We start from the raw sequence: 21,514 nt of genomic DNA, 5'->3' as shown, positions 1-21,514 counted from the left end.
AAACGGCCTCCCTGAGGCGCCGTTCCGATCACGTGCGGACAACACCGACCCGTTCCTCGAACAGCGCGCCCGCGCGGTCGATCGCCTCCCCGACGTCCCCCGCCCCCGCGACGATGCCGTCGACGTCCCGCAGCCCCGCGCGCTCCAGCAGCCGCTTCTCGTTGGTGACCCACTCCCCGCGCGCGGCGAGCACGGCGTGCCCCGTCTGGGTCGCGGCGACGGCGATCGCCCCGAGCGCCTCGGTCCACCGTCCGTCGCGCGCGTGCGCGGCGTGCGCGTAGGCGAGGGTGGCGCGGGCGGCGTCGTACCAGCGCGTGCGCGCGGCTGTGCGCAGCTTCTCGGGGTAGCCGTCGGGGCGGGGCGCGTCCCCGCGCAGGACGCGGTTGACCGCGAGTTCGGCGACGACCAGGTACGTGGGGATGCCCGCGAGGTGGAACAGCAGCGGCTCGACGTCGTACCGCCCCTCCCGCGCGCGGGCGAGTTCCCGTTCCACGACGTCCAGGTCCCGGTAGTGGACGTCGACGCGCCGGCCCTCGACGCTCAGCCACGCGCCCCCGTTGAAGACTCCCCCGCCCCATCCGCCGATCTCGGCGACCTCCCCCGGCCACCCGACCGCCCGCAGGTCCTCCGGTTCGAAGGCCCCCCGGTAGTAGACCGCCAGATCCCAGTCGCTGTCGGCCCGTTGCACCCCCTGCGCGCGCGAGCCTCCGAGTGCGACGGCCCGCACTCCGGGAAGCGCGGCGAGGCGATCGGCGACGGTGTCGAGGAACTGGGCGTCGGTGAGCTGGGACATGACCTCAGGCTACGAACCACCGCCCTGCCGGCACCACCGGATTCCGTCGGCCCGCGACCTGGGGTTCAGCCCGCCGCCGCCAGCCCGAACCCCGCCCCGGAGATCCCGCCGAGCCCTTCCACGATCTCCTGCAACGGCCCGCGCAGGGCGGCGAGTTCGGCGCGCATCGGCTCGCCCTGCGCCCACCCGGCCTCGTGGTCGAGCGGGCTGACGGAGGCGGGCCGGGTCGCCTCGTAGGCCGTCAGGCGCGGGTGCCAGGCGGTGGTGAAGGGCCGGATGACGTCGTTGACCAGGCTGTACGCCAGGCTCTGCACGGTCCGCGCGCCCGTGCCCGGCGCGAGGCCGATGCTGTACGTGTGCAGGGTCGCCCGGGTGAAGTCGATCACCGACTTGAGCGAGCTCAGGGCCTCGCGCAGGCTCCCCTCGCCGGGAGCGAGCTCCTGGACGCCGATCCGGGTGACGAGTTCGACCTGGATGTCGAACGCGGCCATCCGCTCGGACTCGCTGGGTGCTGTCACGGGGACCTCCCTCCGGCTGCCGGGAAGACCCAGGGTATCCGGGCCGCGGTGGCCGCACAGCGCGCGCAGGGCGGCATGCCGGAGGGCCTCTGTACGGGCCGGAGCGGGGTCGTGATGGTGCCAGGCGTGCAGAGTGACGGGATGGAGCCGCCAGGCTCCCGCAGCGCCTCCTGGAGCGTTCTCCGGGTCCAGCAGGCCGCGTGCGGACAGTTCGGCGATGCCCTGCGCCGCGCGTCTGCGGGCGACCGCCCGCGGCACCCGGTCGACGGCGGCCAGCACGCCGGCCGCGTCCCGCGCGGTCACCGGCAGCGGGTGGAGGGCGGCGGCGCACCGCAGGACGTCGGCGGCCTCGTCCCCGGCCACGTCCGCGACGAGACCGGTCGTGACGTCCCGTTCGGCCAGCGTGTCCAGGAGTGATCTCCCGCGCGTGTGCAGGAGGTCGTAGAGGGCGCGCGGGCTGTGTCCCGCGCGCACGGCGCGTCCCAGAAGCGCGAGGGCGAGGGGGTGGCCGTCGACCGCCTCGGCGAGGGTGTCCGTGTCGCCCGAGTCGTCGCGGTCGCCGGAGCCGTCGAGGCTGCCGCCGAGCAGCACGCGCGCGTGGTGCGCGTCGAGCGGCCCCAGGTCGAGGACGGCGCCCGGTCCGTCGTACGCGTGGCCGCGGAGGGTGAAGAGGGTGTGGCCCAAGGGGTGCTGGGCGGTCGTCTCCGCGAGGCGTCCCGGGGGGACGTCGTCGACGATCAGGAGGAAGGGCCCGCCGGGGTCCGGGTCCCGTACGGGGGTGTCGTCCGAGCGTCCGTCCAGCCAGTGGACGCCTCCCGGGTAGGCCGCCTCGAAGCGCAGCGCGTACTCGCGCGCGAGCGCGGTCTTGCCGATGCCCGCCATCCCGCGGATCTGGACGGTCCGCGCCGAGGCCCGTCCCGCGGTGAGCGGCGCGGAGTGCGCGTGCAGCGCGGAGTGGACCTGCCAGAGCTCGGTCAGGCGGCCGAGGAACTCGGGGTGGGGGCCCCGTACGGCGGGCTCCGGCAGCCGCATGGGACCGTCGAGACGGGCCAGGTGCGCCACGACGTCGGCGACGAGCCCCGCGGGATCCGCCGGGTCCGCGTGGCGCGCGTCGCGCAGTTCGACGGGCTGGATGTGGGCGGCGGCCGGCTCGGGGTTGGCGACCATGACCCGGCGCCGGGGGTCGCCTTCGGCGAGCCCGGCGAGATAGGCGCAGGTCAGCTCCCACTGGCACGCCTCACGCGCGGGATAGCCGGTGGAGTAGTACGCCAGCAGCGCCGTGGACCTGCCGAGTTCGCGGCGGATCGTTTCGCTGATCCCCTCGAAGGGGGCCACCCCGGTCTCGTCGGTGAAGACCCGCAGCCCTTCCTCGCGCAGCGCACGCGCGAGGGGACGGACCGATTCCACGTCCGCGCGGCTGTAGCTGAGGAAGACGTCCCACACGGCGACTTACCCTACTGTGGGCACCCGGGGAGGCGATCATGGGACACAGGCAGCGCAAGCGGCGGGGACCGAGCGGACCGTCGCAGATCACGGCGACACTGTCGATACCGTTCGTGGGCGAGATCTCCGGCACCTGGCAGCCGGCCGACGCGGAGCGCAGCGCGGCGTGGGAGCTGTACCTGGAGCTGGTGACGCGGGTCTCGGTGGAGGAGCTGCACCCCGACGAGGGCTTCCTGCGGGAGGCGTTGACCTCGCTCTACACGTTCTTCGGCACCACCCGCGACATCCTGCGCCGCTACGGCCCCGACGTCGCCCCGCCCCTGGCCCCCGGCCACGTCAGCTTCGGCGTCCTCGCGGTGACCGTCCTGAACCGCGTCCTGCGCCCCCTCCTGGCCTCCTGGCACCCCCGCCTGGCCGCGTACGAGTCCCGGCGCCCCGAGGGCCACGACCCGGTCGCCTGGGAGCGCGCCTGGGACCACGCGCCGGCCCTGCGCACCCAGCTCACCGAGGTCCGCCGCACCCTCGCCTCCCTGGCCCGCACCCTCCAGAAGGTCGCCGACGTGAGCGACCTGATCGACCTCCCGGCCCCTCGATCCCCGGGGCTGGGGGCAGACAGGGGCACCCCCCCCCGCAGGTTCGAGCGGATCCTGACGGCCCGGAGTCGTGAGCCCGGCGTGCGGCCCGCACTGCTGACGCGGGCCGCGTGATCCCCCGCCCCGGAAAATCCGGGTGCCGTCGCGCGCGCCGGGCTGGATGATCGGCAGTCGTCCACCAGCGAGGAGCTCCCATGATCCGCCGCGTCACCTCACCCGGCCTCTTCCGCCCGCCCACCTACGCGCACGCCTCGGTCGTCGAGGCCGGCACGAAACTCGCGTTCCTCGCCGGTTCGGTGCCCCTCGACGCGGCGGGCGACCTCGTGGGACCGGGGGACCCGGTACGGCAGGCCGAGCGGGTGATCGCCAACCTGGAGGAGCAACTCCGGTCGGTCGGCAGCGACTTGGCGCACGTCGTCGTCACGGACGTGTACGTCGTGAGCCCCGACCCGGCCGTGCTGGCGGCGGTGTGGACCGTGGTCGAGGCGTCCGGCCTCAGCGCCGGCCCCCACTCCTCGACCCTCCTCGGCGTCGCGAGCCTCGGCTACCCGGGCCAGCTCGTGGAGATCACGGCGACGGCGGTGGTGCCGGAGTAGAGGGCGCGTACGAGGGGGCGCGCGTCCGTACGTCGCACAACAAGCACCGCGCCCCCGCCCCCGGACTACCCTCCCCTCCCCCAGGCCCTCTTCTTGTCCAGCGGCCTCTCGAAGCTCCCCGCCCGGCTCGTGTTCAGCCCCAGGGACACCAGGGACTCGGCGAGCTTCACCGCCGCGCCGACCCCGTCCACCACCGGCACGCCCAGCTTCTCGGCGACGGCCCGCTGAAGCCCCGTCATCCCCGCGCACCCGAGGACGAGGACCTCGGCGCCGGCGGAAAGGGCCTGCTCGGCGGCGCCGACGAAGGCCGCCTCCGTGCGCGCGGGGTCGGTGAGTTCGAGGACGCCGAGGCCCGTGGAGACGACGGCCGCGCAGTTGCGGGCCACCCCCGCCAGTTCCAGGCTGTCCTCGATCTGCCCGCACGTGCGCTCCAGCGTCGTGACGACCCCGTATCGACGTCCCAGCAGGCAGGCCAGGTGCGCCGCCGCCTCCGTGATGTCGACGACGGGTACGTCGACGAGTTCCCGGACGCCCTCACGGCCGTGCTCCCCGAACCCGGCCATGACGACGGCGTCGTACGCGGGCCCGTCGTACGTGCGCAGGGTGTCGATGACCGCCGCGGCGGAGAGGTAGCTGTCGAGCCAGCCCTCCGCCGACGCGGGCCCCCACGCGGGGGTGAGACCCGTGACGAGGGTGCCCGGCGCCGCTGCGGCGCGGGCACCCCGTACGATCTCGGCGGTCATCTCCTGCGTGGTGTTGCAGTTGGTGACGACGATCCGCACGTCCGTCAGACCTCCTGCTGCGCGCGCTCGCGACGGCAGATCACGAGGTAGAGGCCGGCGGCGAGGGCCGTGCCGATGAACCAGGAGTACGGCGCGACGTCGCTGAACGTCTTGACGAGCGCGAGGACGGCGGCGACGGCGGCGGAGGGCAGGAACGCCCACAGGGCCTTGGGGTTGACGCCGTGGCGGTAGTAGTACCGGGAGCCGGGGGTCGCGTCGAAGAGTTCGTCGACGTTCACGCGCCCGCGCTTGACCCAGTAGTAGTCGACCATGATCACGCCGAACAGCGGTCCGAGGAACGCGCCGAGGCCGCCGAGGAAGTAGTTGACGACGGTCGGGTTGGAGAAGAGGTTCCACGGCGTGACGAGCAGCGCGGCGACCGTGCTGATCATGCCGCCGACCTTGAACGTGATCTTCTGCGGCCAGACGTTGGCGAGGTCGTACGCCGGGGAGACGAAGTTGGCGACGATGTTGACGCCCATGGTGGCGATGGCGAAGGTGAGCGCGCCGACGACCAGGACCCAGGTGTTGCCGACCTTGGCGACGAGTTCGGCGGGGTCGGTGATGGCCTGGCCGTAGACCTCCAGGGAGCCGGCGGTGACGATCACGGAGACGACCACGAAGGCGGTCGAGTTGATCGGCAGGCCCCAGAAGTTGCCGCGGCGCACGGTCTTGAAGTCGGGCGCGAAGCGGGAGAAGTCGCAGAAGTTCAGCATCAGCGTGCCGTAGGTCGCGAGGATCAGGCCGATCGCGCCGAACCACTGCCGCCACTGCTCGCCGACGGAGACGGGGTGCGGGGTGGTGGTGAGGGAGATCGACCAGCCGGCCTTGGCGAGGATCCACACGGCGAGCGCGATCATGACGAGCCAGATCGCGGGTCCGCAGAAGTCCTGGAACTTGCGGACGGCCTCCATGCCCTGCCGGATGATCAGCGCCTGGATCAGCCAGAGCGCGATGAACGACACCCAGCCGAGCGCGTCGAGGCCGAGGAAGGAGTGCTTGGTCCAGGACTCGAGCCCGGGCCAGGCCGCGAGCAGCATGACGTTGACGGCGACGGAGGCCAGGTACGTCTGGATGCCGTACCACATGATCGCGATGACGGCCCTGATCAGCGCGGGGATGTTGGCGCCCCAGACGCCGAAGCTGATCCGGCTGACGACGGGGAACGGCACGCCGTGGCGCTGGCCGATCTTCCCCATCCAGTTCATGCCGACGTAGATCAGCACGAAGCCGGCGAGGAGGGCGGTGAAGACCTGCCAGACGTTCATGCCGAGGACCAACAGTCCTGCGGCGAACGTGTAGTTGCCGAGGTTGTGGACGTCGGACATCCACATCGCGAAGAGGTCGAAGACCTTCCAGTTGCGCTTCTTCGCGGGCGCGAGGTCTTCGTTGACGAGCCGGGGGTCGGGGGTGAACGCGGGCGCTTCGACACTGTCGGCGACGGACAAAGGGGCTCCAGAGGGGAGAACTCGGGGACGCCGGGCGGCTTTTGGTATACCAAAGTGCGGACATGGTCGCGCTGCCGAGCACCCGTGTCGATGTCTCCACAGTTACAGCTAGGTAAAAGACCTCTCCGCGTCGGAGAAAATGGCCGCATGGGCTCCACGACGAAGACCGCGACGAAGGCCCCGCCGCGGGACACCGCGAACGGCGAACCCCTCGGCGCGGTCCGCGAACGCGTCCTCGCGACGCTGCGGCAGGACATCATCGCCGGGCGCCTCGCCCCCGGGGACCGGCTGGTGGAGCGGGAGCTGGCCGAGCGGTTCGGCGTCTCCCGCGTCCCCGTCCGCGAGGCCGTGCGCGCGCTGGTCGCCGAGGGCTTCGTCCACTTCGCGTCCGCGCGCCGGGCCGCCGTACGCGGTCTCACCCGCGACGACGTACGGGAACTCTTCGAGCTGCGCGAGGCGTTGGAGGTGTACGCGGCGGGGCTCGCGGCGGCGCGGGCCACGCCGGAGGCGCTCGGGGAGCTGCGGGGGCTCCTCGAAGAGGCGGCCGAGGCGACGGCGGCGGCCGACGCGGAGGCCGTCACCGACATCAACACGCGGTTCCACGACCGCGTGCTCGCGATGGCCGGCAACAGCCTCCTCAGCTCCGTCATGGAGCCGGTCGACGGCCGCCTGCGCTGGCTGACCCGGCAGAACGAGGACTGGGCCCAACTGCTGACGGAGCACCAGGACCTGTACGACGCGATCGCGTCCGGCGATCCCGAGCGGGCCCGGAGCCATGCGCTGACGCACGTCCAGACGAACTACCGGTCCACGGTACGGCGGTTGTTCGGGGACGACGGCGTGTAGGCCCCCCGGCGCCCCTTCCGCGAACCGGCGTTCAGCGGTCGGCGTACCTGTCCGTCGCCGCCACCAGCGCCTCCACCATCGCGTCGGGGCCGATCGAGTGGCCCACCTCGTCGACGACCGTCAACTCGCTGCCCGGCCAGGCGTGATGCAGCCGCCAGACGACGCCCGTGAGGTTGCCGAGGTCGACGCTGCCCTGGACGAGGCTCCCGGGAATCCCGGCGAGGAGAGGCGCGTCGCGCAGCACCGCGTCCGTCTCCATGAAGTGGTCGTTGCCGAAGTAGTGGGTGACCGTGCGGGCGAAGCCCATGCGGAACACCGGGTCCTCGTACCGCTGCACCGAGCGCGGGGGCTCCGAGACCATCGCCGTCTCCCAGTCGGTCCAGGCGCGGGCCGCGCGCTCGCGGACATCCGGGTCGGGGGACTCCAGGAGCCGGTTGTAGGCGGCGGCGAGGTTGCCCTCCCGGTCGTCCTCCGGCAGGCCCGCGAGGAACTCCGCGAACGCGTCCGGGAAGACCCGGCCGAGGCTCCGGGTGAGGAGGGCCACCTCCGCGTCGGAGCCGGTCGCCACGCCGGTCAGCACGAGCTCGGACACGACGCCGGGGTACGTCTGCGCGTACCGCAGCCCCAGCACCGACCCCCACGACACGCCCCACACCAGCCAGCGCTCGATCCCCAGCTCCCGGCGCAGCAGCTCCAGATCGGCCATCAGGTGGTCGGTCGTGTTGACGCTCATGTCCGTGCCGTACTCGGCCGCGTGCGGGGTGGAGCGGCCACAGCCGCGCTGGTCCAGCAGGACGACGCGGTAGCGCGCCGGGTCGAACAGGCGCCGGAAGTACGGCCCGCAGCCGCTTCCCGGCCCGCCGTGCAGCACCAGCGCCGGCTTCCCCCGCGGGTTCCCGCACGTCTCCCAGTACACGTGGTTGCCGTCGCCCACGTCGAGCATGCCGTGGTCGTACGGTTCGGTCTCCGGATACAGTCCCATCCCCGCACGCTATTTCGCCCGCCCTGTCACCCTCACCTCATTTCAGCCCCGCTGCCCCCGCCGCCGTCCGCAGCACCTCCCGCAGCATCTCCGGCGTGAGCTTGCCGGTGAAGGTGTTGCGCTGACTGACGTGGAAACACCCGAAGACCTGTACGCCGTCCAGCTCCACCCGCGCACCGTGCCCGAACGCCGGTCTGGGCCTCGGCACCTCCCACCCCGCCGCCGCCAACGCGGGCCACAGCGCCTGCCACCCCCACGCCCCCAGCACGACGATCGCCCTGAGCCCCGGCCGCAACACCTCCAGCTCCTCCACGAGCCACGCCCCGCACGCGTCCCGCTCCCCCGGCGTCGGTTTGTTCTCCGGCGGCGCGCAGTGCACCGGCGCGGTGATCCGTACGCCGTGCAGCTCCAGTCCGTCGTCCACGGACACGGCCTCCGGCTGCGAGGCGAGCCCCACGTCGTACAGCGCCTGGTACAGCACGTCCCCCGACCTGTCTCCGGTGAACATCCGGCCGGTCCGGTTCCCGCCGTGCGCGGCGGGAGCGAGGCCGACGATCAGCAATGGCGCGTCCCCCCTGCCGAACCCGGGCACGGGCCGGCCCCAGTACGTCCACTCCGCGAAGGCCGCGCGCTTGACGCGGGCGACGTGCTCCCGCCAGTCGACCAGGCGGGGGCAGGCTCGGCAGCCGGCGATCCGGGCGTCGAGGGCCGCGAGGGGGTCGGGGGGTTCGGGGTGCGGGGGTTCGGGGTGGTCGGCGCCCGGCTCCTTGCGAGTGCGCCGGGGGCCTGTGGGCGGGGTGGTCGTGCCCTGCCGGTCCAGTTCCTCCATGCGTTCACCCTAGAGCGGGCGGCCCCGCCTCGCTGTCGGGGGCTCTGCCTCGCGGTGACGCCCGCGCTTCGGGTCCATCGCCCTCGCGGTGAAGCGTGGGCCTCGCCTCGGCTCCGCCCCGGTCAGCCCTGTCGGCGCACCAGCCCCGCCAGTTCCATCAGCGTGCCCCGCCGCGCCCACGCTATGGCCGCCAGGAGAGCGCCCACGATCAGTGGAGTCGCCGCGTTCTCCCCGTCGAAGACCGTCACCTGCGTGATGAACGCGCCCACCATCAGCGCGGCGAGGGAAGCCGCCCCCAGCGACTGGAGTACCGGGATCAACAGGGCGACGGCTCCGGCGAGTTCGAGCGCGCCGATCGTGTACATCGCCGGGGTGCCCCAGCCGATCCGGTCGAAGGACTCGACCGCCGTGGGGTGGGCGATGAGCTTGGGCAGGGCGCTGGCGACACCGAAGAACAGCGCGAGGAGGATCTGGACGCCGCGCAGGACGGCACGGGCTCGCCGGGGCCGGACAGCGGACGTGGGGGAAGGGGTGGTCGCGACGGGCACGGTGGTTTCGGACATGGCGTTCTCCCTGGTGAGCGGTCTCGTTACGGTCGAGAGGTAGACCGCACCCGGTGCCGTTTCTCATCGCCGCCCCACTCCCTTTTTCACGCCCGCGCCCCGCCGCGCCCTCTTCGCGCCGCCACCGGCCCCGCCCCCTCACACTCCTTTCCACGCGTCCCCTGCTCTCCCCCCCTTCACGCCACCACCGCCCTCACCCACACCCCGTCCTCCGTCAGCACCTCGTCCACCCTCAACCCCGCCTCCGCCAACGCCTCCTCGAACTGTCGCTCGTTCATCGGCCGTGCCAGGAACGTATGGGTCCACACCGCGTCCGCGAACTCGTACTCGGCACGAACCGAGTGGACCCCGTCCCCGACCGGCGTCGAGAACCGTATCCGCACGGTGAACCCGCTGGGGTCGACCCGCTCGCGGGGCACGTCGGTGTGGTAGTCGGCGCCTTCGCGCTGGATCAGGACGCTGCCGCCCGGCGCGACATGGCGGGCGCAGGTGCGCAGCAGGCCCCGCCGCACCTCCGCGTCCCCGGCGTGCACCAGGAAGGAGGCGAGGAGGACGGCGTCGAAGGTCTCGCCGAGGTCCAGTTCCTCGATGGGACTGCGCACCGTCCGCCCCCCGCGCACCCGCTCCAGCATCTCCGCCGACTCGTCGACCGCGGTGACCTGGAACCCCCGCTCCACCAGAGAGTGGGTCATCCTCCCCACCCCGCACCCCAGTTCCAGAATCCGCGCCCCCACGGGCACGGCCCCCGCGATCACGCCCGGCTCCGCACCCACCGGCAGCCGCGCGTAGAGCTCCACCGCACAGCCGTCCGGCGTGATCGCCCCGGGCCCCGTCCCCTCGTACCCATCCCTCATCCTCATCTCCATACCCCTCCAACTCCCCGCCCCCGAACCCCAGTTCCCCACCCCCACCGCTTCACCCGTTCGAGTGTTCCCCCGCCCCGCGCTCAACCTTCCAGCGGGAACCACCCTTCCCCGCCGTACCAGTGCCCGCCCCCCTCCAGATGCTCCACCACGGCCCGCTCCACGACGGTCCGCCGAGGCAGCTCCGCCAGCTCCACCTGCGTGGACCCGAACACGAAGCGCACGGGCGTCATGTCGTGCTCCTCCTCCAGCGGGTGGACGTGGAACCGCTCCTGGAAGCGGACGATGTTGGAGTCGGCCGGCAGGTACCGCTTCAGCTGGGGATCGAGCAGCCAGGACCCGCACGTGGCGATCCGGTACGGCTCCTCGGGGAAGTGCGCGGCGAAGAACTCGCGGGCGCGCGCGAGGGACCGGTCGCAGGACTCGGGGCTGAGCGGGCCCATGAAGTCGGGGATGTGCAGCCCGAGCGCGGGCTCCCCGGCGGAGAATCCGGCGGCGGTGACGGACTCCCTCAGCACCTCGGGAACGACCCCCCGCTGGAACTGCAACCGCCCCAGCTGGTAGAGCTCCCCGCGCAGATGGAGGGAGAGCCACCGCGCGGTCATGATCCCCCCGGTCCCGTGCCACCGCCGGTGGACGGCGACCCCGCGCCCGATGTCGACGAGGGTCCGCCGGCCGACCTCGGCGGAGATCCCGCGCTCCTGGTGGTACGCGCGCACGAAGGGCAGCGCGACGACGAAGACGTACAGCGGGAACCACCGGGCGACGGCCCGGGACGCGCCGGGGTACCGGGGCAGATCCACGCCGCCGGTCACCGTCCCCATGTCCCGGACGAGTTCCGCGGCCCCGCGCTCCAGGGCCTCGCGGGCGAGGTCGTCGCCGAGGACCTGGCGGCTCAGCCGGACCGGTTCCTCGATGTCCTGGTGCGACACCCCGAGATCGAGCAGCGCCTCCACCAGCCCGTCGGTGTCGGCGAGCACGGACACACCGTCCCTGAGTTCCACGAACACACCCCCTGTAGCTCCGGAAGAACCGGCACCTCTGGAGAACGTCTCCACCGAAGAGTACGTTTCAGGCAGGAGTGGTGATCCTGATGCGTACGGGCAGTGAGCCGACGACCGCGCGCAGTGCGCTGCGGATGCGACTGTGGCTGAGCCTGTGGGGTCTGGCCTGGGCCGTCTTCGGTACGGCCGCGTTCGCGCTGGCGGGCCGCCCCGGCTGGGCCGCGGCCTGCGGTGCGCTGTGGCTGGTGATCATGATCGACCTGACGCTGATCCTGCGGCACATCCGGCAGGGCCCGCACTGGCAGCCGGGCCGCGACGTGCCGCCGTACCGGCCGCCGGAGCACTGAGATCCGCACGCGGACCCTGTGCGCGGGCGCCTGTCACCGGAGCCGGGGCGGGTCGCGGCCGTCAGCCCTGCGCGTCGAACCGCGCGGCCTTCAGGTACTCCGGGTTCGGGTCCAGCGCGGCGGCCAGCCGGAAGTGGCGCTTCGCCTGGTCGTCGCGGCCCTGCCGCTCGTACGTGCGCGCGAGCGCGAAGTGGGCGAACGCGTTGTCCGGCTCGCGCTCCAGGACGATCGTGAACTCCAGCTCCGCCGGGCGCAGTTGCGCCGCCGCGAAGAAGGCACGCGCGCGCAGGAGGCGGGCGGCGGTGTTCTCGGGGTGCGCGGCGATGACCCCGTCGAGCAGCTTCACCGCGCCCCGCGGGTCCCGCGCGGCGAGCAACTGCTCGGCGGCGCGGAAGTCGATGACATGCGTCTCCGGAGAACGTCCGGTCGAACCGCTGGTTTCGGGCACGGAAAGGTCCTTCCCTCACTGACAGCGTTCAACGCCCCGCACGGGGCCCGCTATTCCTACGACGCGGCCACACCGGACCGCGCACACCGCCAGGACCTGCGCTTTCACCCCTCCCCCCGGGCCCTGCGCACCAGTTCGCCCCACACCTCGCGCACCCGCCGCTCCAGCTCCGCCAGCGGTACGTCGTTGTCGATCACGATGTCGGCGATCGACCGGCGCTTCTCCCGCGTGGCCTGCGCGGCCATCCTCGCGCGGGCGTCGTCCTCGGTCATCCCGCGCAGCCGCACGAGCCGGTCGAGCTGCGTCCCGGGCGCGACGTCGACCACGATCACGAGGTCGTACAGCGAGGCGAGCCCGTTCTCGGCGAGGAGGGGGACGTCGTGCACGACGACCGCGTCCGCCGGAGCCGCCGCCTCCAGCTCACGGGACCGGGCGCCGACCAGGGGATGGACGATCGAGTTGAGCAGGGCCAGCTTCTCGGGGTCGGCGAACACGATCGCCCCGAGCTTCGGGCGGTCCAGCGCGCCGTCCTCCCCCAGCACCCCCTCCCCGAACGCCTCCACGACGGCCGCGAGCCCGTCCGTCCCCGGCGCGACCACCTCCCGCGCGATCCGGTCCGCGTCGACCAGCACGGCTCCGGCCTCGACCAGCAACCGCGAAACCTCGCTCTTACCGGCCCCGATGCCGCCGGTCAGCCCCACTGTCAGCATGGTGAAAGCTTAGATCCCGCCACTGACATCGGGCCCCGGCCAGGGAGCGCGGACCGACGGCGGCCCCGGCCACGTCCGTACGCGCCCCGAGCCGACGGACGAACGCCTGCCCGCCCGCCCACGCGAGGCTGCGGCGGCGTCCGCGGGTCCTTCGCTGGCGTCCTCCGCCTCCTGCCCGCGCGCGAGGCTGCGGCGCCCTCACCAGCACCGCGCACCACGCCGCCGCCCGGACGTCCGCCCACGCGCGGCTGCGGCGACGACCAGCCGCAGGCAGCCGTAGAGAGCCGGCGAACACCCGCCCGCGCAGCGAGCCGCTGCCGGTCGAGCCCCGCGCCCTGAACACCCGCGCGCCTGCGGGCCGGGCGGCGACGCCATCGCCCCCGGCCCACCCCGTGGGAGCGGCTCTCAGCCCTCCCCCTCCCGTTCCGCGAGGAACTTCTCGAACTCCCTGCCGATCTCGTCCGCCGAGGGGATGTCGACGGGCTCCGCGAGCATGTTGCCGCGGGTCTCGGCGCCCGCGACGGCGTCGTACTGGTGCTCAAGGCCCTCCACGAGGGACGTGAGTTCCTCGTCGCCCTCGCGGATCTGGCGGTCGATCTCGGTCTGGGTGCGGTGGGCCTCCGTGCGCAGGGTGTGCGCGAGGGCGGGCAGGACGAGGCCGGTGGCGGCGGTGATGGCCTCCAGGACGGTGAGGGAGGCGTCCGGGTAGGCGGAGCGGGCGATGTAGTGCGGGACGTGCGCGGCGACGCCGAGGACGTCGTGGCCGGCCTCCATGAGGCGGTACTCGACGAGCGCCTCGGCGCTGCCGGGCACCTGCGCCTCGTCGAAGGGGCTGCGGTGGCCGGGGACCAGGTCCGTACGGTTGCCGTGCGGGGTGAGGCCGACGGGGCGGGTGTGCGGGACGCCCATGGGGATGCCGTGGAACGTCACCGACAGGCGTACGCCGAGCCGCTCCACGATCTGCTTGACGGCCGCGGCGAACCGCTCCCACTCGACGTCCGGCTCGGGCCCCGACAGCAGGAGGAAGGGCGCGCCGGTGGCGTCCTGCACGAGGCGTACGTCGATCGACGGCTCCTCGTAGTCCTGCCAGCGGTCGCGCTTGAACGTGAGCAGCGGGCGCCGCGCCCGGTAGTCGACGAGCCGGTCGTGGTCGAAGCGGGCCACCACCTGGTTGGGCAGCCCGTCGAGGAGGCCCTCCACGATCTGGTCGCCGGTGTCGCCGGCGTCGATGTATCCGTCGAAGTGGTAGAGCATGACAAGTCCGGCCGACTCCTGGGCGAGCGCCATGTCGACGACCGCCAGCCCCTTCGGCTCCCATGCGTACAAACCCTGCGGATCAAGCACTTGGACCGCTCCTCCTCGTGTTCGTATCGCACAACGTCCAGGAGGGCCCGGACATTCCCGGTCCCCGCACCCTCGGTCGGGTGAATCCCCTCAGGACGCGAGCACGCGCGCGTGGAGCGAGGTCACCGCCCTGCGCGCGGAGGTGAACGCACCGTGCTGCCAGGCGTCCGTGTGGCTGAGCCAGTCGCCGGCGAACCAGACCCGGCCCGCGGGCTCGTTCAGCGGCTTGTAGCGGACGTCGTCGGGTCCCCCGGGGGTGGAGTGCCAGGCGGCCTCCAGATGGGGCGTCTGACGCCAGTGGTGCGAGAACGACGAGACGAGTTCGCTCCGGTACTTCTCGCCGTAGATCTTCACCCCCGCGGCCACCGCGCGCCGTTCGCGCTCCTCGGGCCGCAGGCGCGCGTACGCGTCGGCGTTCGCGCCGTAGTTGTAGTAGCCGACCAGGACGCCGCGCTCGCCGCCGAACCCGTACGACGGGTGCCAGATGTGCACGACGTCCTGGTCGGTCTCGGTGATCCCGCCGTAGATCCGGTGGTCCCGTTCCCACCACCGCGACCGGTACTCCAGGCCGATCTTCCCGGCCGACGACGGGGTGATCGCCTCCAGCGCGGACTGCACCGCCGGGCCGAGGTTGTGCGGCACCCGGGCGAGGATGTTGGGCGGGAGCGCGGCGACGGCGTAGTCGGCGTCGACGGCCTTCGCGCGACCCGCCTGGGTGTAGGTGACGGTGACGCCCCGGCCGGTGTCGGTGATCCGCGACACGACCGCTCCCGTCCGCACGCGATGGGCCCCCACCGCGCGGGTGAGCGCCAGCGGTATCCGGTCCATGCCGCCGACCGGCTGGAACATCAGCATCGCCTGGTCGAAGCCGAACTCGAAGGAGAAGTACCGGCCGACACCGCTCGCGAACACCTCCGAGGCGCTCGGCACGTTCCCCAACGGCACTCCGGGTGTCCCGGCGGCGGCCGGTACGGTCGCGTATCCGCGTCGCTCCCCGCCCGCGTACGTCAGCCGGTCCCCGAGTTCGCCCCAGTCCTTGAGGAACTCGGTGAGCCGTTCCCGGTCGGCACTGGTGAGGCGCTCGTCCAGTGCTCCCTGGTCGGTGGCCTTGGCGAGCAGTTCGGCGACGTACCCGTACACGTCGGCCTTGGCGGTGCGGTAGCGGACCGGCGCGGTCATCCCGGCGGACTCGTTGTAGAGGTAGGCGTCCGCGTTGGCGTTGGTGAACACCTCGACGGGGACGCCGAGTTCGCGGCAGTAGTCCAGGGTGACCATCCACTGGGGTATCCGCGCGGGGCCCGCGTTCAGGTACTGCCCGTCGGTGAAGCGGGCGGTCTGCGTGTGGCCGTACAGGTCGGTCGTGCGGTCCCCGCCGCGCACGGTGAAGTTCCGGCCGCCCGTCCGTGCCCGCGCCTCCAGGACCGTGCAGTCGTAGCCGGCCTTGCCGAGTTCGTAGGCGACGGTCAGTCCGGCGATCCCGCCGCCGATCACCACCACCTTGGCCGCACCGCGGCCGGTGACGCCCAGGTCGCCGCTCCGGGGCGGCCGGTACGGCTCGGCGCGCGCGGTGGGGGCGAGCCCGAGGGCGCCCATGGTGGCGAAGAGCGCCCCCGCTCCGCCGGTGATGCCCACGTCCCGCAGGAACGTCCGCCGGTTCTGTGCACGTGCCATGACTGAGCCCCTTCCCGATCATGAACAACTGTCGGGAAGCGTCTCAACTCCCAGTTACGGCACGGTGGTTACCGCTGTGTCCGGTGGGTTTCGCAGAGGCCGGGGAAGACTGAAGGGCCGCACCTCGAAAGGTACGGCCCCTCAGTCAACAACTACCGCTCAGTGAGCCTGCGTTCAGCTCTGGCCGCCGGCCAGCTTCTCGCGCAGGGCGGCGAGCGCCTCGTCCGAGGCGAGCGCGCCGGACGTGTCCGCGCCCTCGGAGGAGTACGAGCCACCACCCGCGGCCGGAGCCGCACCCGCGGCGTCGCCGCCCTCGGCAGCGGCAGCGGCGTCGGCCTCGCGGCTCTTGATGACCTGCTGCTGGTGCTGCTCGAAGCGGGACTGCGCCTCGGCGTACTGGTTCTCCCACACCTCGCGCTGAGCCTCGAAGCCCTCGAGCCAGTCGTTGGTCTCGGGGTCGAAGCCCTCGGGGTAGATGTAGTTGCCCTGGTCGTCGTAGGACGCGGCCATGCCGTACAGGGTCGGGTCGAACTCGACCGAGGCCGGGTCGGCGCCGAAGGACTCGTTGGCCTGCTTGAGGGACAGCGAGATCCGGCGACGCTCCAGGTCGATGTCGATGACCTTGACGAAGATCTCGTCGTTGACCTGGACGACCTGCTCCGGGATCTCCACGTGGCGCTCGGCCAGCTCGGAGATGTGGACCAGGCCCTCGATGCCCTCGTCGACGCGGACGAACGCACCGAACGGAACGAGCTTCGTGACCTTGCCGGGCACGACCTGACCGATCTGGTGCGTGCGCGCGAACTGCTGCCACGGGTCTTCCTGGGTCGCCTTCAGCGACAGGGAGACGCGCTCGCGGTCCATGTCGACGTCCAGGACCTCGACCGTGACCTCCTGGCCGACCTCGACGACCTCGGAGGGGTGGTCGATGTGCTTCCAGGACAGCTCGGAGACGTGGACGAGACCGTCGACGCCGCCCAGGTCCACGAAGGCACCGAAGTTGACGATCGAGGAGACGACGCCGGAGCGGACCTGACCCTTCTGGAGGGTCGTGAGGAACGTCTGGCGGACCTCGGACTGGGTCTGCTCCAGCCAGGCGCGGCGGGACAGGACCACGTTGTTGCGGTTCTTGTCCAGCTCGATGATCTTGGCCTCGAGCTCCTTGCCGACGTACGGCTGGAGGTCGCGGACACGACGCATCTCGACGAGGGAGGCCGGGAGGAAGCCACGGAGGCCGATGTCGAGGATGAGACCACCCTTGACGACCTCGATGACGGTACCGGTGACGATGCCGTCTTCTTCCTTGATCTTCTCGATCGTGCCCCAGGCGCGCTCGTACTGCGCGCGCTTCTTGGACAGGATCAGACGGCCTTCCTTGTCCTCCTTCTGGAGAACCAGGGCCTCGATCTCGTCACCGACGGCGACGACCTCGTTCGGGTCGACGTCGTGCTTGATGGAGAGTTCGCGGCTCGGGATGACGCCTTCGGTCTTGTAACCGATGTCGAGCAGGACCTCGTCCCGGTCGACCTTCACGATGACGCCGTCGACGATGTCGCCGTCGTTGAAGTACTTGATCGTCTCGTCGATCGCGGCGAGGAAGGCTTCCTCGTTACCGATGTCGTTGACCGCAACCTGCGGGGTGGTGGCGGTGGTCTCGGTGCTGCTCGTCATGTGGGAAAGGGCTCCGGTTACGGACAGAAAGTCGTAGGTACTGCTACGCCGGGAGCCCGTATCGCTCTGAAGAAGCCGGACAGCCAAAGAGACGGCACACCGGGAGACCCGGCAACGCCTCGAAAACCGAGGGGACTACAACAGATGCGAGCGCAGCCTGCTACGTCTGAGGAGCGCAGGCCCGCAGCGCAACTTGTAGCATACGGGGGCAGCCGGACGGGGTCAATGCGCGAAGGCGCACACCCGGGGCGGATCGCCGCATACCCGGCACAAGAAGCGTCTCTGGAGGCCAACGCAGGCCCGTGAGACCCCTTCCGTGACATCCGCGCGGGCGCCTGTCCCCGAAAAAGGGTGACGGAAGAGTACGACGAGGGAGCCGATCATCCAAGAGCCAACGATGTCCGCCGTGGACCACGACCCCGAATCCGACTCCGAGGCCACCCGGCGTGCCGCGGGCGTCACGGAGAGCGCCCGCGCGAACCGGGGCTGGTGGGACCGCAACGCGGACGAGTACCAGGTCGAGCACGGCACGTTCCTCGGCGACGACCGCTTCGTGTGGGGCCCCGAGGGGCTCGACGAGGTGGAGGCCGAACTCCTGGGCCCCGCCGAGAAGCTGGCGGGCCTCGCGGTCCTGGAGATCGGCGCGGGCGCCGCCCAGTGCTCGCGGTGGCTCGCCGCGCAGGGCGCCCGGCCCGTCGCCCTCGACATCTCCCACCGCCAGCTCCAGCACTCCCTGCGCATCGGCGGCTCCGTCCCCCTCGTCTGCGCCGACGCGGGCGTCCTGCCCTTCGCGGACGGCTCCTTCGACCTCGCGTGCTCCGCGTACGGCGCCCTGCCGTTCGTCGCCGACCCCGCCCAGGTTCTGCGCGAGGTACGCCGCGTCCTGCGCCCGGGCGGCCGGTTCGTCTTCTCGGTCACCCACCCGATCCGCTGGGCCTTCCCCGACGAACCCGGCCCCGAGGGCCTGACGGTCTCCGCCTCCTACTTCGACCGCACCCCGTACGTCGAGCAGGACGCCGAGGGCAACGCCGTCTACGTCGAGCACCACCGCACCCTGGGCGACCGCGTCCGCGACATCGTCACGTCCGGCTTCCGCCTCGTCGACCTCACCGAGCCGGAGTGGCCGGCCTGGAACACGTCCGAGTGGGGCGGCTGGTCGCCGCTGCGGGGCAACTTGATCCCGGGGACGGCGATCTTCACGTGCGAGCGCGACTGAGGTGACGTGACGGGGGCGTCCGCGCGCGTGGCCGACACTGGGTCCCGTGATCCGCTACGACGCCCTCGACGCCCTCCCCGTCCGCAGCGTGCTGCCCGCGCTCGGTGACGCCCTGGACGCGCACGGGACGGCCGTTCTCGTGGCGCCCCCGGGGACGGGGAAGACGACGCTCGTGCCGTTGGCGCTGGCGGGGCTGCTCGGGGAGGGGCCCGCGCGCACGGTCGTCGTCGCCGAGCCCCGCCGGATCGCCGCGCGGGCCGCCGCCCGGCGGATGGCGTGGCTGCTCGGGGAGGAGGCCGGGGAACGCGTCGGGTACACCGTGCGCGGGGAGCGGGTCGTCGGGCGGCGTACGCGGGTCGAGGTCGTGACGACCGGGGTGCTGCTGCAACGGCTCCAGCGGGACCAGGAGCTGGCCGGGGTCGACGTCGTCGTGCTGGACGAGTGCCATGAGCGGCATCTGGACGCGGACACCGCCGCCGCGTTCCTGTGGGACGTACGGGAGGCGCTGCGGCCGGAGTTGCGGCTCGTGGCGGCGTCCGCGACGACCGATGCGCAGGGGTGGGCCCAGTTGCTGGGCGGGGCCCCCGTGGTGGAGGCGCGGGGGGTGTCGTACCCGGTCGAGACCGTGTGGGCGCCGCCCGCGCGCGGGGTACGGCCGCCGCACGGCACGTGGGTCGATCCGGCGCTGCTCGCGCACGTCGCGTCGGTGGTGCGGCGGGCGCTCGCCGAGCGGGCGGGGGACGTGCTGTGCTTCCTGCCCGGCGTGGGCGAGATCGCGCGGGTGGCGGGGCAGTTGGGCGGGGACGGCGGGGATGTCGAGGTTCTCCAGGTGCACGGGCGCGCGCCGGCCGCCGTGCAGGACGCGGTGCTCTCACCCGGTACGCGGCGCAGGGTCGTCCTCGCGACGTCCGTCGCGGAGTCGTCGCTCACGGTTCCTGGGGTGCGCGTGGTCGTGGACTCCGGGCTGGCGCGTGAGCCTCGGGTCGACCACGCGCGCGGGCTGAGCGCGCTGGCGACCGTACGGGCGTCCCAGGCGTCGGCACGGCAGCGGGCCGGCCGGGCGGGCCGTGAGGCGCCCGGCACCGTCTACCGCTGCTGGCCGGAGGCCGAGAACGCCCGCCTCCCGCGTTTTCCCGCGCCCGAGATCAAAGTGGCCGACCTCGCCGCGTTCGCCCTCCAGACGGCCTGCTGGGGCGATCCTGGGGCCACTTCGCTGGCACTCCTCGACCCGCCACCGCCGGGCGCGATGGCGGCGGCCCGCGACCTCCTCACGGCGATCGGCGCGGTCGACCCCACGGGCCGGGCCACCGAACGCGGCGTCCGGCTGTCCCGCCTGGGCCTGCACCCCCGCCTGGGCCGGGCCCTCCTGGACGGCACCACGGCCCTGGGCACGCACCCGGCGGCCGAGGTGGTGGCCCTGCTGAGCGAGGAGGCCCCCCGGGAGTACGGCGACGACCTCGCCGCCGCGCTGCGGGCCGCCCGGCGCGGGGGCGACGCGTACAGCTCACGCTGGCGGACGGAGGTACGGCGGCTGCGGGGGGTCGCGTCCGGAGGCACGGGGGCGGCGCCCGGCGGCGCCCCCGACGTGCGGGGCTCGTCCCCGGCGTCCGAAGCGCCCGCGGACGCCGGGCCGCACGCGAACTCGACTGCCACGAGCGGCACTTCACCCGCCGCCGGCACGCAGGGGCCGTCACCGGCCCGCGCGACGCCCACGACCGCCCCGAACCCGGCCGCCACCGGCCCGGCTTCGCCCGCCCCCGGCCCGCGGGGCTCGCGGGCGGCAGCCGGAACGCCCACGGCCATCACCACCGAGGCCAACCCGAACCCGTCCACCGCAAGCCCCGCTTCGCCCGCCCCCTCGGCCTCCGCCGACGACACCCGCGCCCCGGCCCTGATCGCCGCCCTCGCCTTCCCCGAACGTCTCGCCAGACTCGACGGCGGCACCTACCTCATGCTCTCCGGCACCCGCGCGGAACTCCGCGAGGGCTCTCCCCTCCGTCCGTCCCCCTGGCTGGCGATCGCCGTGGCCGACCGCCCCGTCGGAAAGGGCCACGCGCGCGTACAGCTCGCGGCGGTCGTCGACGAGGACACCGCGCGGTGGGCGGCGGGCGCGCTGCTCGACGAGCGGGAGGAGGTCCGGTGGGCCGGCGGGGACGTCGTCGCGCGGTGGGTGGAGCGGCTGGGGGCCGTCGAGTTGGCGGTGCGGCCTCTCAGGAACGCCGACGCCGGGCTCGTACGCGCCGCCCTCCTGGAGGGCCTGCGGCAGGAAGGGTTCGGCGTGTTGCGGTGGTCCGACGCGGGGGCGGGCCTGCGGCAGCGGCTCGCGTTTCTGCGCGCGCGGGTCGGGGAGCCCTGGCCGGACGTCTCCGACGAGGCACTGCACGCGCGCGTGGACGAGTGGCTGGAGCCGGAGCTGGGGAGGGCCCGGCAGCGCAAGGACCTCGCGCGGATCGATGCCGGGAACGCGCTGGGGCGGCTGCTGCCGTGGGCGTCCGGGGAGGCCGGGAAGCTGGACGCGCTGGCGCCGGAGCGGATCGTCGTACCCAGCGGGTCGAGCGTCCGCGTCGACTACGGGGATCCCGAACGGCCCGTGCTGGCCGTGAAGTTGCAGGAGATGTTCGGGCTCCAGGAGTCGCCCCGGGTGGCCGGTGTGCCGGTGGTGGTCCATCTGCTGTCCCCGGCGGGGCGGCCGGTCGCCGTCACGGCGGATCTCGCGTCGTTCTGGCGGGACGGCTACCGGGGCGTACGCGCGGAGCTGCGCGGCCGGTACCCCAAGCACCCGTGGCCCGAGGACCCGGCGACGGCCGAACCGACCCGCCACACGAACGCCCGCCTCAGACGCTGAAC

The 21,514-nt window shown here is 72.9% G+C and carries 20 protein-coding genes; 6 read left to right on the top strand and 14 right to left on the bottom strand.

All coding sequences use genetic code 11. The annotated features are described in order from the left end of the window. Positions 1-28: 28 nt before the first annotated feature. The gene (locus tag PV682_RS07865; RefSeq protein ID WP_319725444.1) at positions 29-793 is read right to left on the bottom strand and encodes a nucleotidyltransferase domain-containing protein; all 765 of its coding nucleotides are present in this window, start codon (positions 791-793) and stop codon (positions 29-31) included. A 65-nt stretch (positions 794-858) separates the two neighbouring features. Beyond that, positions 859-2,754 (bottom strand): tetratricopeptide repeat protein, encoded by a 1,896-nt coding sequence (locus PV682_RS07860; protein ID WP_319725443.1) that lies wholly within the window; start codon positions 2,752-2,754, stop codon positions 859-861. Between the two features lie 38 nt (positions 2,755-2,792). Between PV682_RS07860 and PV682_RS07855 the strand changes: the two genes are divergently transcribed. Both PV682_RS07855 and PV682_RS07850 read left to right on the top strand, forming a co-directional pair. Continuing rightward, positions 2,793-3,461 (top strand): hypothetical protein, encoded by a 669-nt coding sequence (locus PV682_RS07855; RefSeq protein WP_319725441.1) that lies wholly within the window; start codon positions 2,793-2,795, stop codon positions 3,459-3,461. An 80-nt stretch (positions 3,462-3,541) separates the two neighbouring features. Continuing rightward, a complete protein-coding gene (locus PV682_RS07850; RefSeq protein ID WP_319725439.1) occupies positions 3,542-3,943 on the top strand; it encodes a RidA family protein in 402 nt (133 codons plus the stop codon). A gap of 65 nt (positions 3,944-4,008) precedes the next feature. Here the strand turns inward: PV682_RS07850 and PV682_RS07845 are convergent, their stop codons facing one another. Together PV682_RS07845 and PV682_RS07840 are read right to left on the bottom strand one after the other, a co-directional pair. Continuing rightward, positions 4,009-4,725: an aspartate/glutamate racemase family protein gene (locus tag PV682_RS07845; protein WP_319725438.1), complete on the bottom strand. Its 717-nt coding sequence runs from the start codon at positions 4,723-4,725 to the stop codon at positions 4,009-4,011. 5 nt (positions 4,726-4,730) lie between these two features. Then, on the bottom strand, positions 4,731-6,173 hold the full coding sequence (locus PV682_RS07840; protein WP_319725437.1) for an NCS1 family nucleobase:cation symporter-1: 1,443 nt from the start codon (positions 6,171-6,173) through the stop codon (positions 4,731-4,733). 147 nt (positions 6,174-6,320) lie between these two features. On the opposite strand from PV682_RS07840, the gene PV682_RS07835 reads away from it, so the two are divergent. Then, the gene (locus PV682_RS07835) at positions 6,321-7,019 is read left to right on the top strand and encodes a GntR family transcriptional regulator (RefSeq protein ID WP_319725436.1); all 699 of its coding nucleotides are present in this window, start codon (positions 6,321-6,323) and stop codon (positions 7,017-7,019) included. A 31-nt stretch (positions 7,020-7,050) separates the two neighbouring features. Here PV682_RS07835 and pip read toward each other — a convergent pair whose 3' ends face one another. The 5 genes from pip to PV682_RS07810 all read right to left on the bottom strand — a co-directional run bounded on the left by pip (position 7,051) and on the right by PV682_RS07810 (position 11,260). Further along, complete coding sequence (pip, locus tag PV682_RS07830; RefSeq protein ID WP_319725434.1) at positions 7,051-8,001, bottom strand: prolyl aminopeptidase; 951 nt, start codon at positions 7,999-8,001, stop codon at positions 7,051-7,053. Positions 8,002-8,038: 37 nt separating this feature from the next. Beyond that, positions 8,039-8,830 (bottom strand): uracil-DNA glycosylase, encoded by a 792-nt coding sequence (locus tag PV682_RS07825; RefSeq protein WP_319725432.1) that lies wholly within the window; start codon positions 8,828-8,830, stop codon positions 8,039-8,041. A 122-nt stretch (positions 8,831-8,952) separates the two neighbouring features. Then, a complete protein-coding gene (locus PV682_RS07820; RefSeq protein WP_319725430.1) occupies positions 8,953-9,393 on the bottom strand; it encodes a DoxX family protein in 441 nt (146 codons plus the stop codon). 176 nt (positions 9,394-9,569) lie between these two features. Then, positions 9,570-10,247, bottom strand: coding sequence for a class I SAM-dependent methyltransferase (locus tag PV682_RS07815; RefSeq protein ID WP_319725429.1), 678 nt, complete (start codon positions 10,245-10,247; stop codon positions 9,570-9,572). Between the two features lie 92 nt (positions 10,248-10,339). Then, positions 10,340-11,260, bottom strand: coding sequence for an acyltransferase domain-containing protein (locus tag PV682_RS07810; RefSeq protein WP_319725427.1), 921 nt, complete (start codon positions 11,258-11,260; stop codon positions 10,340-10,342). Between the two features lie 89 nt (positions 11,261-11,349). Between PV682_RS07810 and PV682_RS07805 the strand changes: the two genes are divergently transcribed. Further along, entirely contained in the window at positions 11,350-11,607 is a 258-nt protein-coding gene (locus PV682_RS07805; RefSeq protein ID WP_055718051.1) for a DUF6343 family protein, read from the top strand. Positions 11,608-11,668: 61 nt separating this feature from the next. Here PV682_RS07805 and PV682_RS07800 read toward each other — a convergent pair whose 3' ends face one another. The 5 genes from PV682_RS07800 to rpsA all read right to left on the bottom strand — a co-directional run bounded on the left by PV682_RS07800 (position 11,669) and on the right by rpsA (position 17,451). Beyond that, positions 11,669-12,055, bottom strand: coding sequence for a tetratricopeptide repeat protein (locus tag PV682_RS07800; RefSeq protein ID WP_055718042.1), 387 nt, complete (start codon positions 12,053-12,055; stop codon positions 11,669-11,671). Between the two features lie 104 nt (positions 12,056-12,159). Beyond that, complete coding sequence (gene coaE / locus PV682_RS07795; protein WP_319725425.1) at positions 12,160-12,765, bottom strand: dephospho-CoA kinase; 606 nt, start codon at positions 12,763-12,765, stop codon at positions 12,160-12,162. Positions 12,766-13,170: 405 nt separating this feature from the next. Further along, on the bottom strand, positions 13,171-14,109 hold the full coding sequence (locus PV682_RS07790) for a PAC2 family protein (RefSeq protein ID WP_055718044.1): 939 nt from the start codon (positions 14,107-14,109) through the stop codon (positions 13,171-13,173). A 90-nt stretch (positions 14,110-14,199) separates the two neighbouring features. Beyond that, a complete protein-coding gene (locus PV682_RS07785) occupies positions 14,200-15,780 on the bottom strand; it encodes an NAD(P)/FAD-dependent oxidoreductase (protein WP_319725423.1) in 1,581 nt (526 codons plus the stop codon). A gap of 174 nt (positions 15,781-15,954) precedes the next feature. Then, positions 15,955-17,451 (bottom strand): 30S ribosomal protein S1, encoded by a 1,497-nt coding sequence (gene rpsA / locus PV682_RS07780; protein ID WP_055718046.1) that lies wholly within the window; start codon positions 17,449-17,451, stop codon positions 15,955-15,957. Between the two features lie 397 nt (positions 17,452-17,848). On the opposite strand from rpsA, the gene PV682_RS07775 reads away from it, so the two are divergent. Then, positions 17,849-18,667, top strand: a complete 819-nt coding sequence (locus PV682_RS07775; RefSeq protein WP_319725422.1) for a class I SAM-dependent methyltransferase — start codon at positions 17,849-17,851, stop codon at positions 18,665-18,667. A gap of 46 nt (positions 18,668-18,713) precedes the next feature. After that, the gene (locus PV682_RS07770; protein WP_319725420.1) at positions 18,714-21,512 is read left to right on the top strand and encodes an ATP-dependent RNA helicase; all 2,799 of its coding nucleotides are present in this window, start codon (positions 18,714-18,716) and stop codon (positions 21,510-21,512) included. The last annotated feature ends 2 nt before the right edge of the window (positions 21,513-21,514 follow it).

The sequence above is a fragment of the Streptomyces niveiscabiei genome, from assembly GCF_033794345.1.
GTDB lineage: Bacteria > Actinomycetota > Actinomycetes > Streptomycetales > Streptomycetaceae > Streptomyces > Streptomyces niveiscabiei.
Note: the sequence above shows the minus strand (reverse complement) of the source record. Positions and strands in the feature narration are given on the sequence as shown.

What these genes read in the sequence shown, in the direction of transcription:
- PV682_RS07825 (WP_319725432.1), bottom strand. Translation starts at nt 8,830, where the DNA reads ATGGAGGAACTGGACCGGCAGGGCACGACCACCCCGCCCACAGGCCCC.
- rpsA (WP_055718046.1), bottom strand. Translation starts at nt 17,451, where the DNA reads ATGACGAGCAGCACCGAGACCACCGCCACCACCCCGCAGGTTGCGGTC.
- PV682_RS07820 (WP_319725430.1), bottom strand. Translation starts at nt 9,393, where the DNA reads ATGTCCGAAACCACCGTGCCCGTCGCGACCACCCCTTCCCCCACGTCC.
- PV682_RS07855 (WP_319725441.1), top strand. Translation starts at nt 2,793, where the DNA reads ATGGGACACAGGCAGCGCAAGCGGCGGGGACCGAGCGGACCGTCGCAG.
- coaE (WP_319725425.1), bottom strand. Translation starts at nt 12,765, where the DNA reads ATGCTGACAGTGGGGCTGACCGGCGGCATCGGGGCCGGTAAGAGCGAG.
- PV682_RS07850 (WP_319725439.1), top strand. Translation starts at nt 3,542, where the DNA reads ATGATCCGCCGCGTCACCTCACCCGGCCTCTTCCGCCCGCCCACCTAC.
- PV682_RS07815 (WP_319725429.1), bottom strand. Translation starts at nt 10,247, where the DNA reads ATGAGGGATGGGTACGAGGGGACGGGGCCCGGGGCGATCACGCCGGAC.
- pip (WP_319725434.1), bottom strand. Translation starts at nt 8,001, where the DNA reads ATGGGACTGTATCCGGAGACCGAACCGTACGACCACGGCATGCTCGAC.
- PV682_RS07805 (WP_055718051.1), top strand. Translation starts at nt 11,350, where the DNA reads ATGCGTACGGGCAGTGAGCCGACGACCGCGCGCAGTGCGCTGCGGATG.
- PV682_RS07785 (WP_319725423.1), bottom strand. Translation starts at nt 15,780, where the DNA reads ATGGCACGTGCACAGAACCGGCGGACGTTCCTGCGGGACGTGGGCATC.
- PV682_RS07865 (WP_319725444.1), bottom strand. Translation starts at nt 793, where the DNA reads ATGTCCCAGCTCACCGACGCCCAGTTCCTCGACACCGTCGCCGATCGC.
- PV682_RS07835 (WP_319725436.1), top strand. Translation starts at nt 6,321, where the DNA reads ATGGGCTCCACGACGAAGACCGCGACGAAGGCCCCGCCGCGGGACACC.
- PV682_RS07775 (WP_319725422.1), top strand. Translation starts at nt 17,849, where the DNA reads ATGTCCGCCGTGGACCACGACCCCGAATCCGACTCCGAGGCCACCCGG.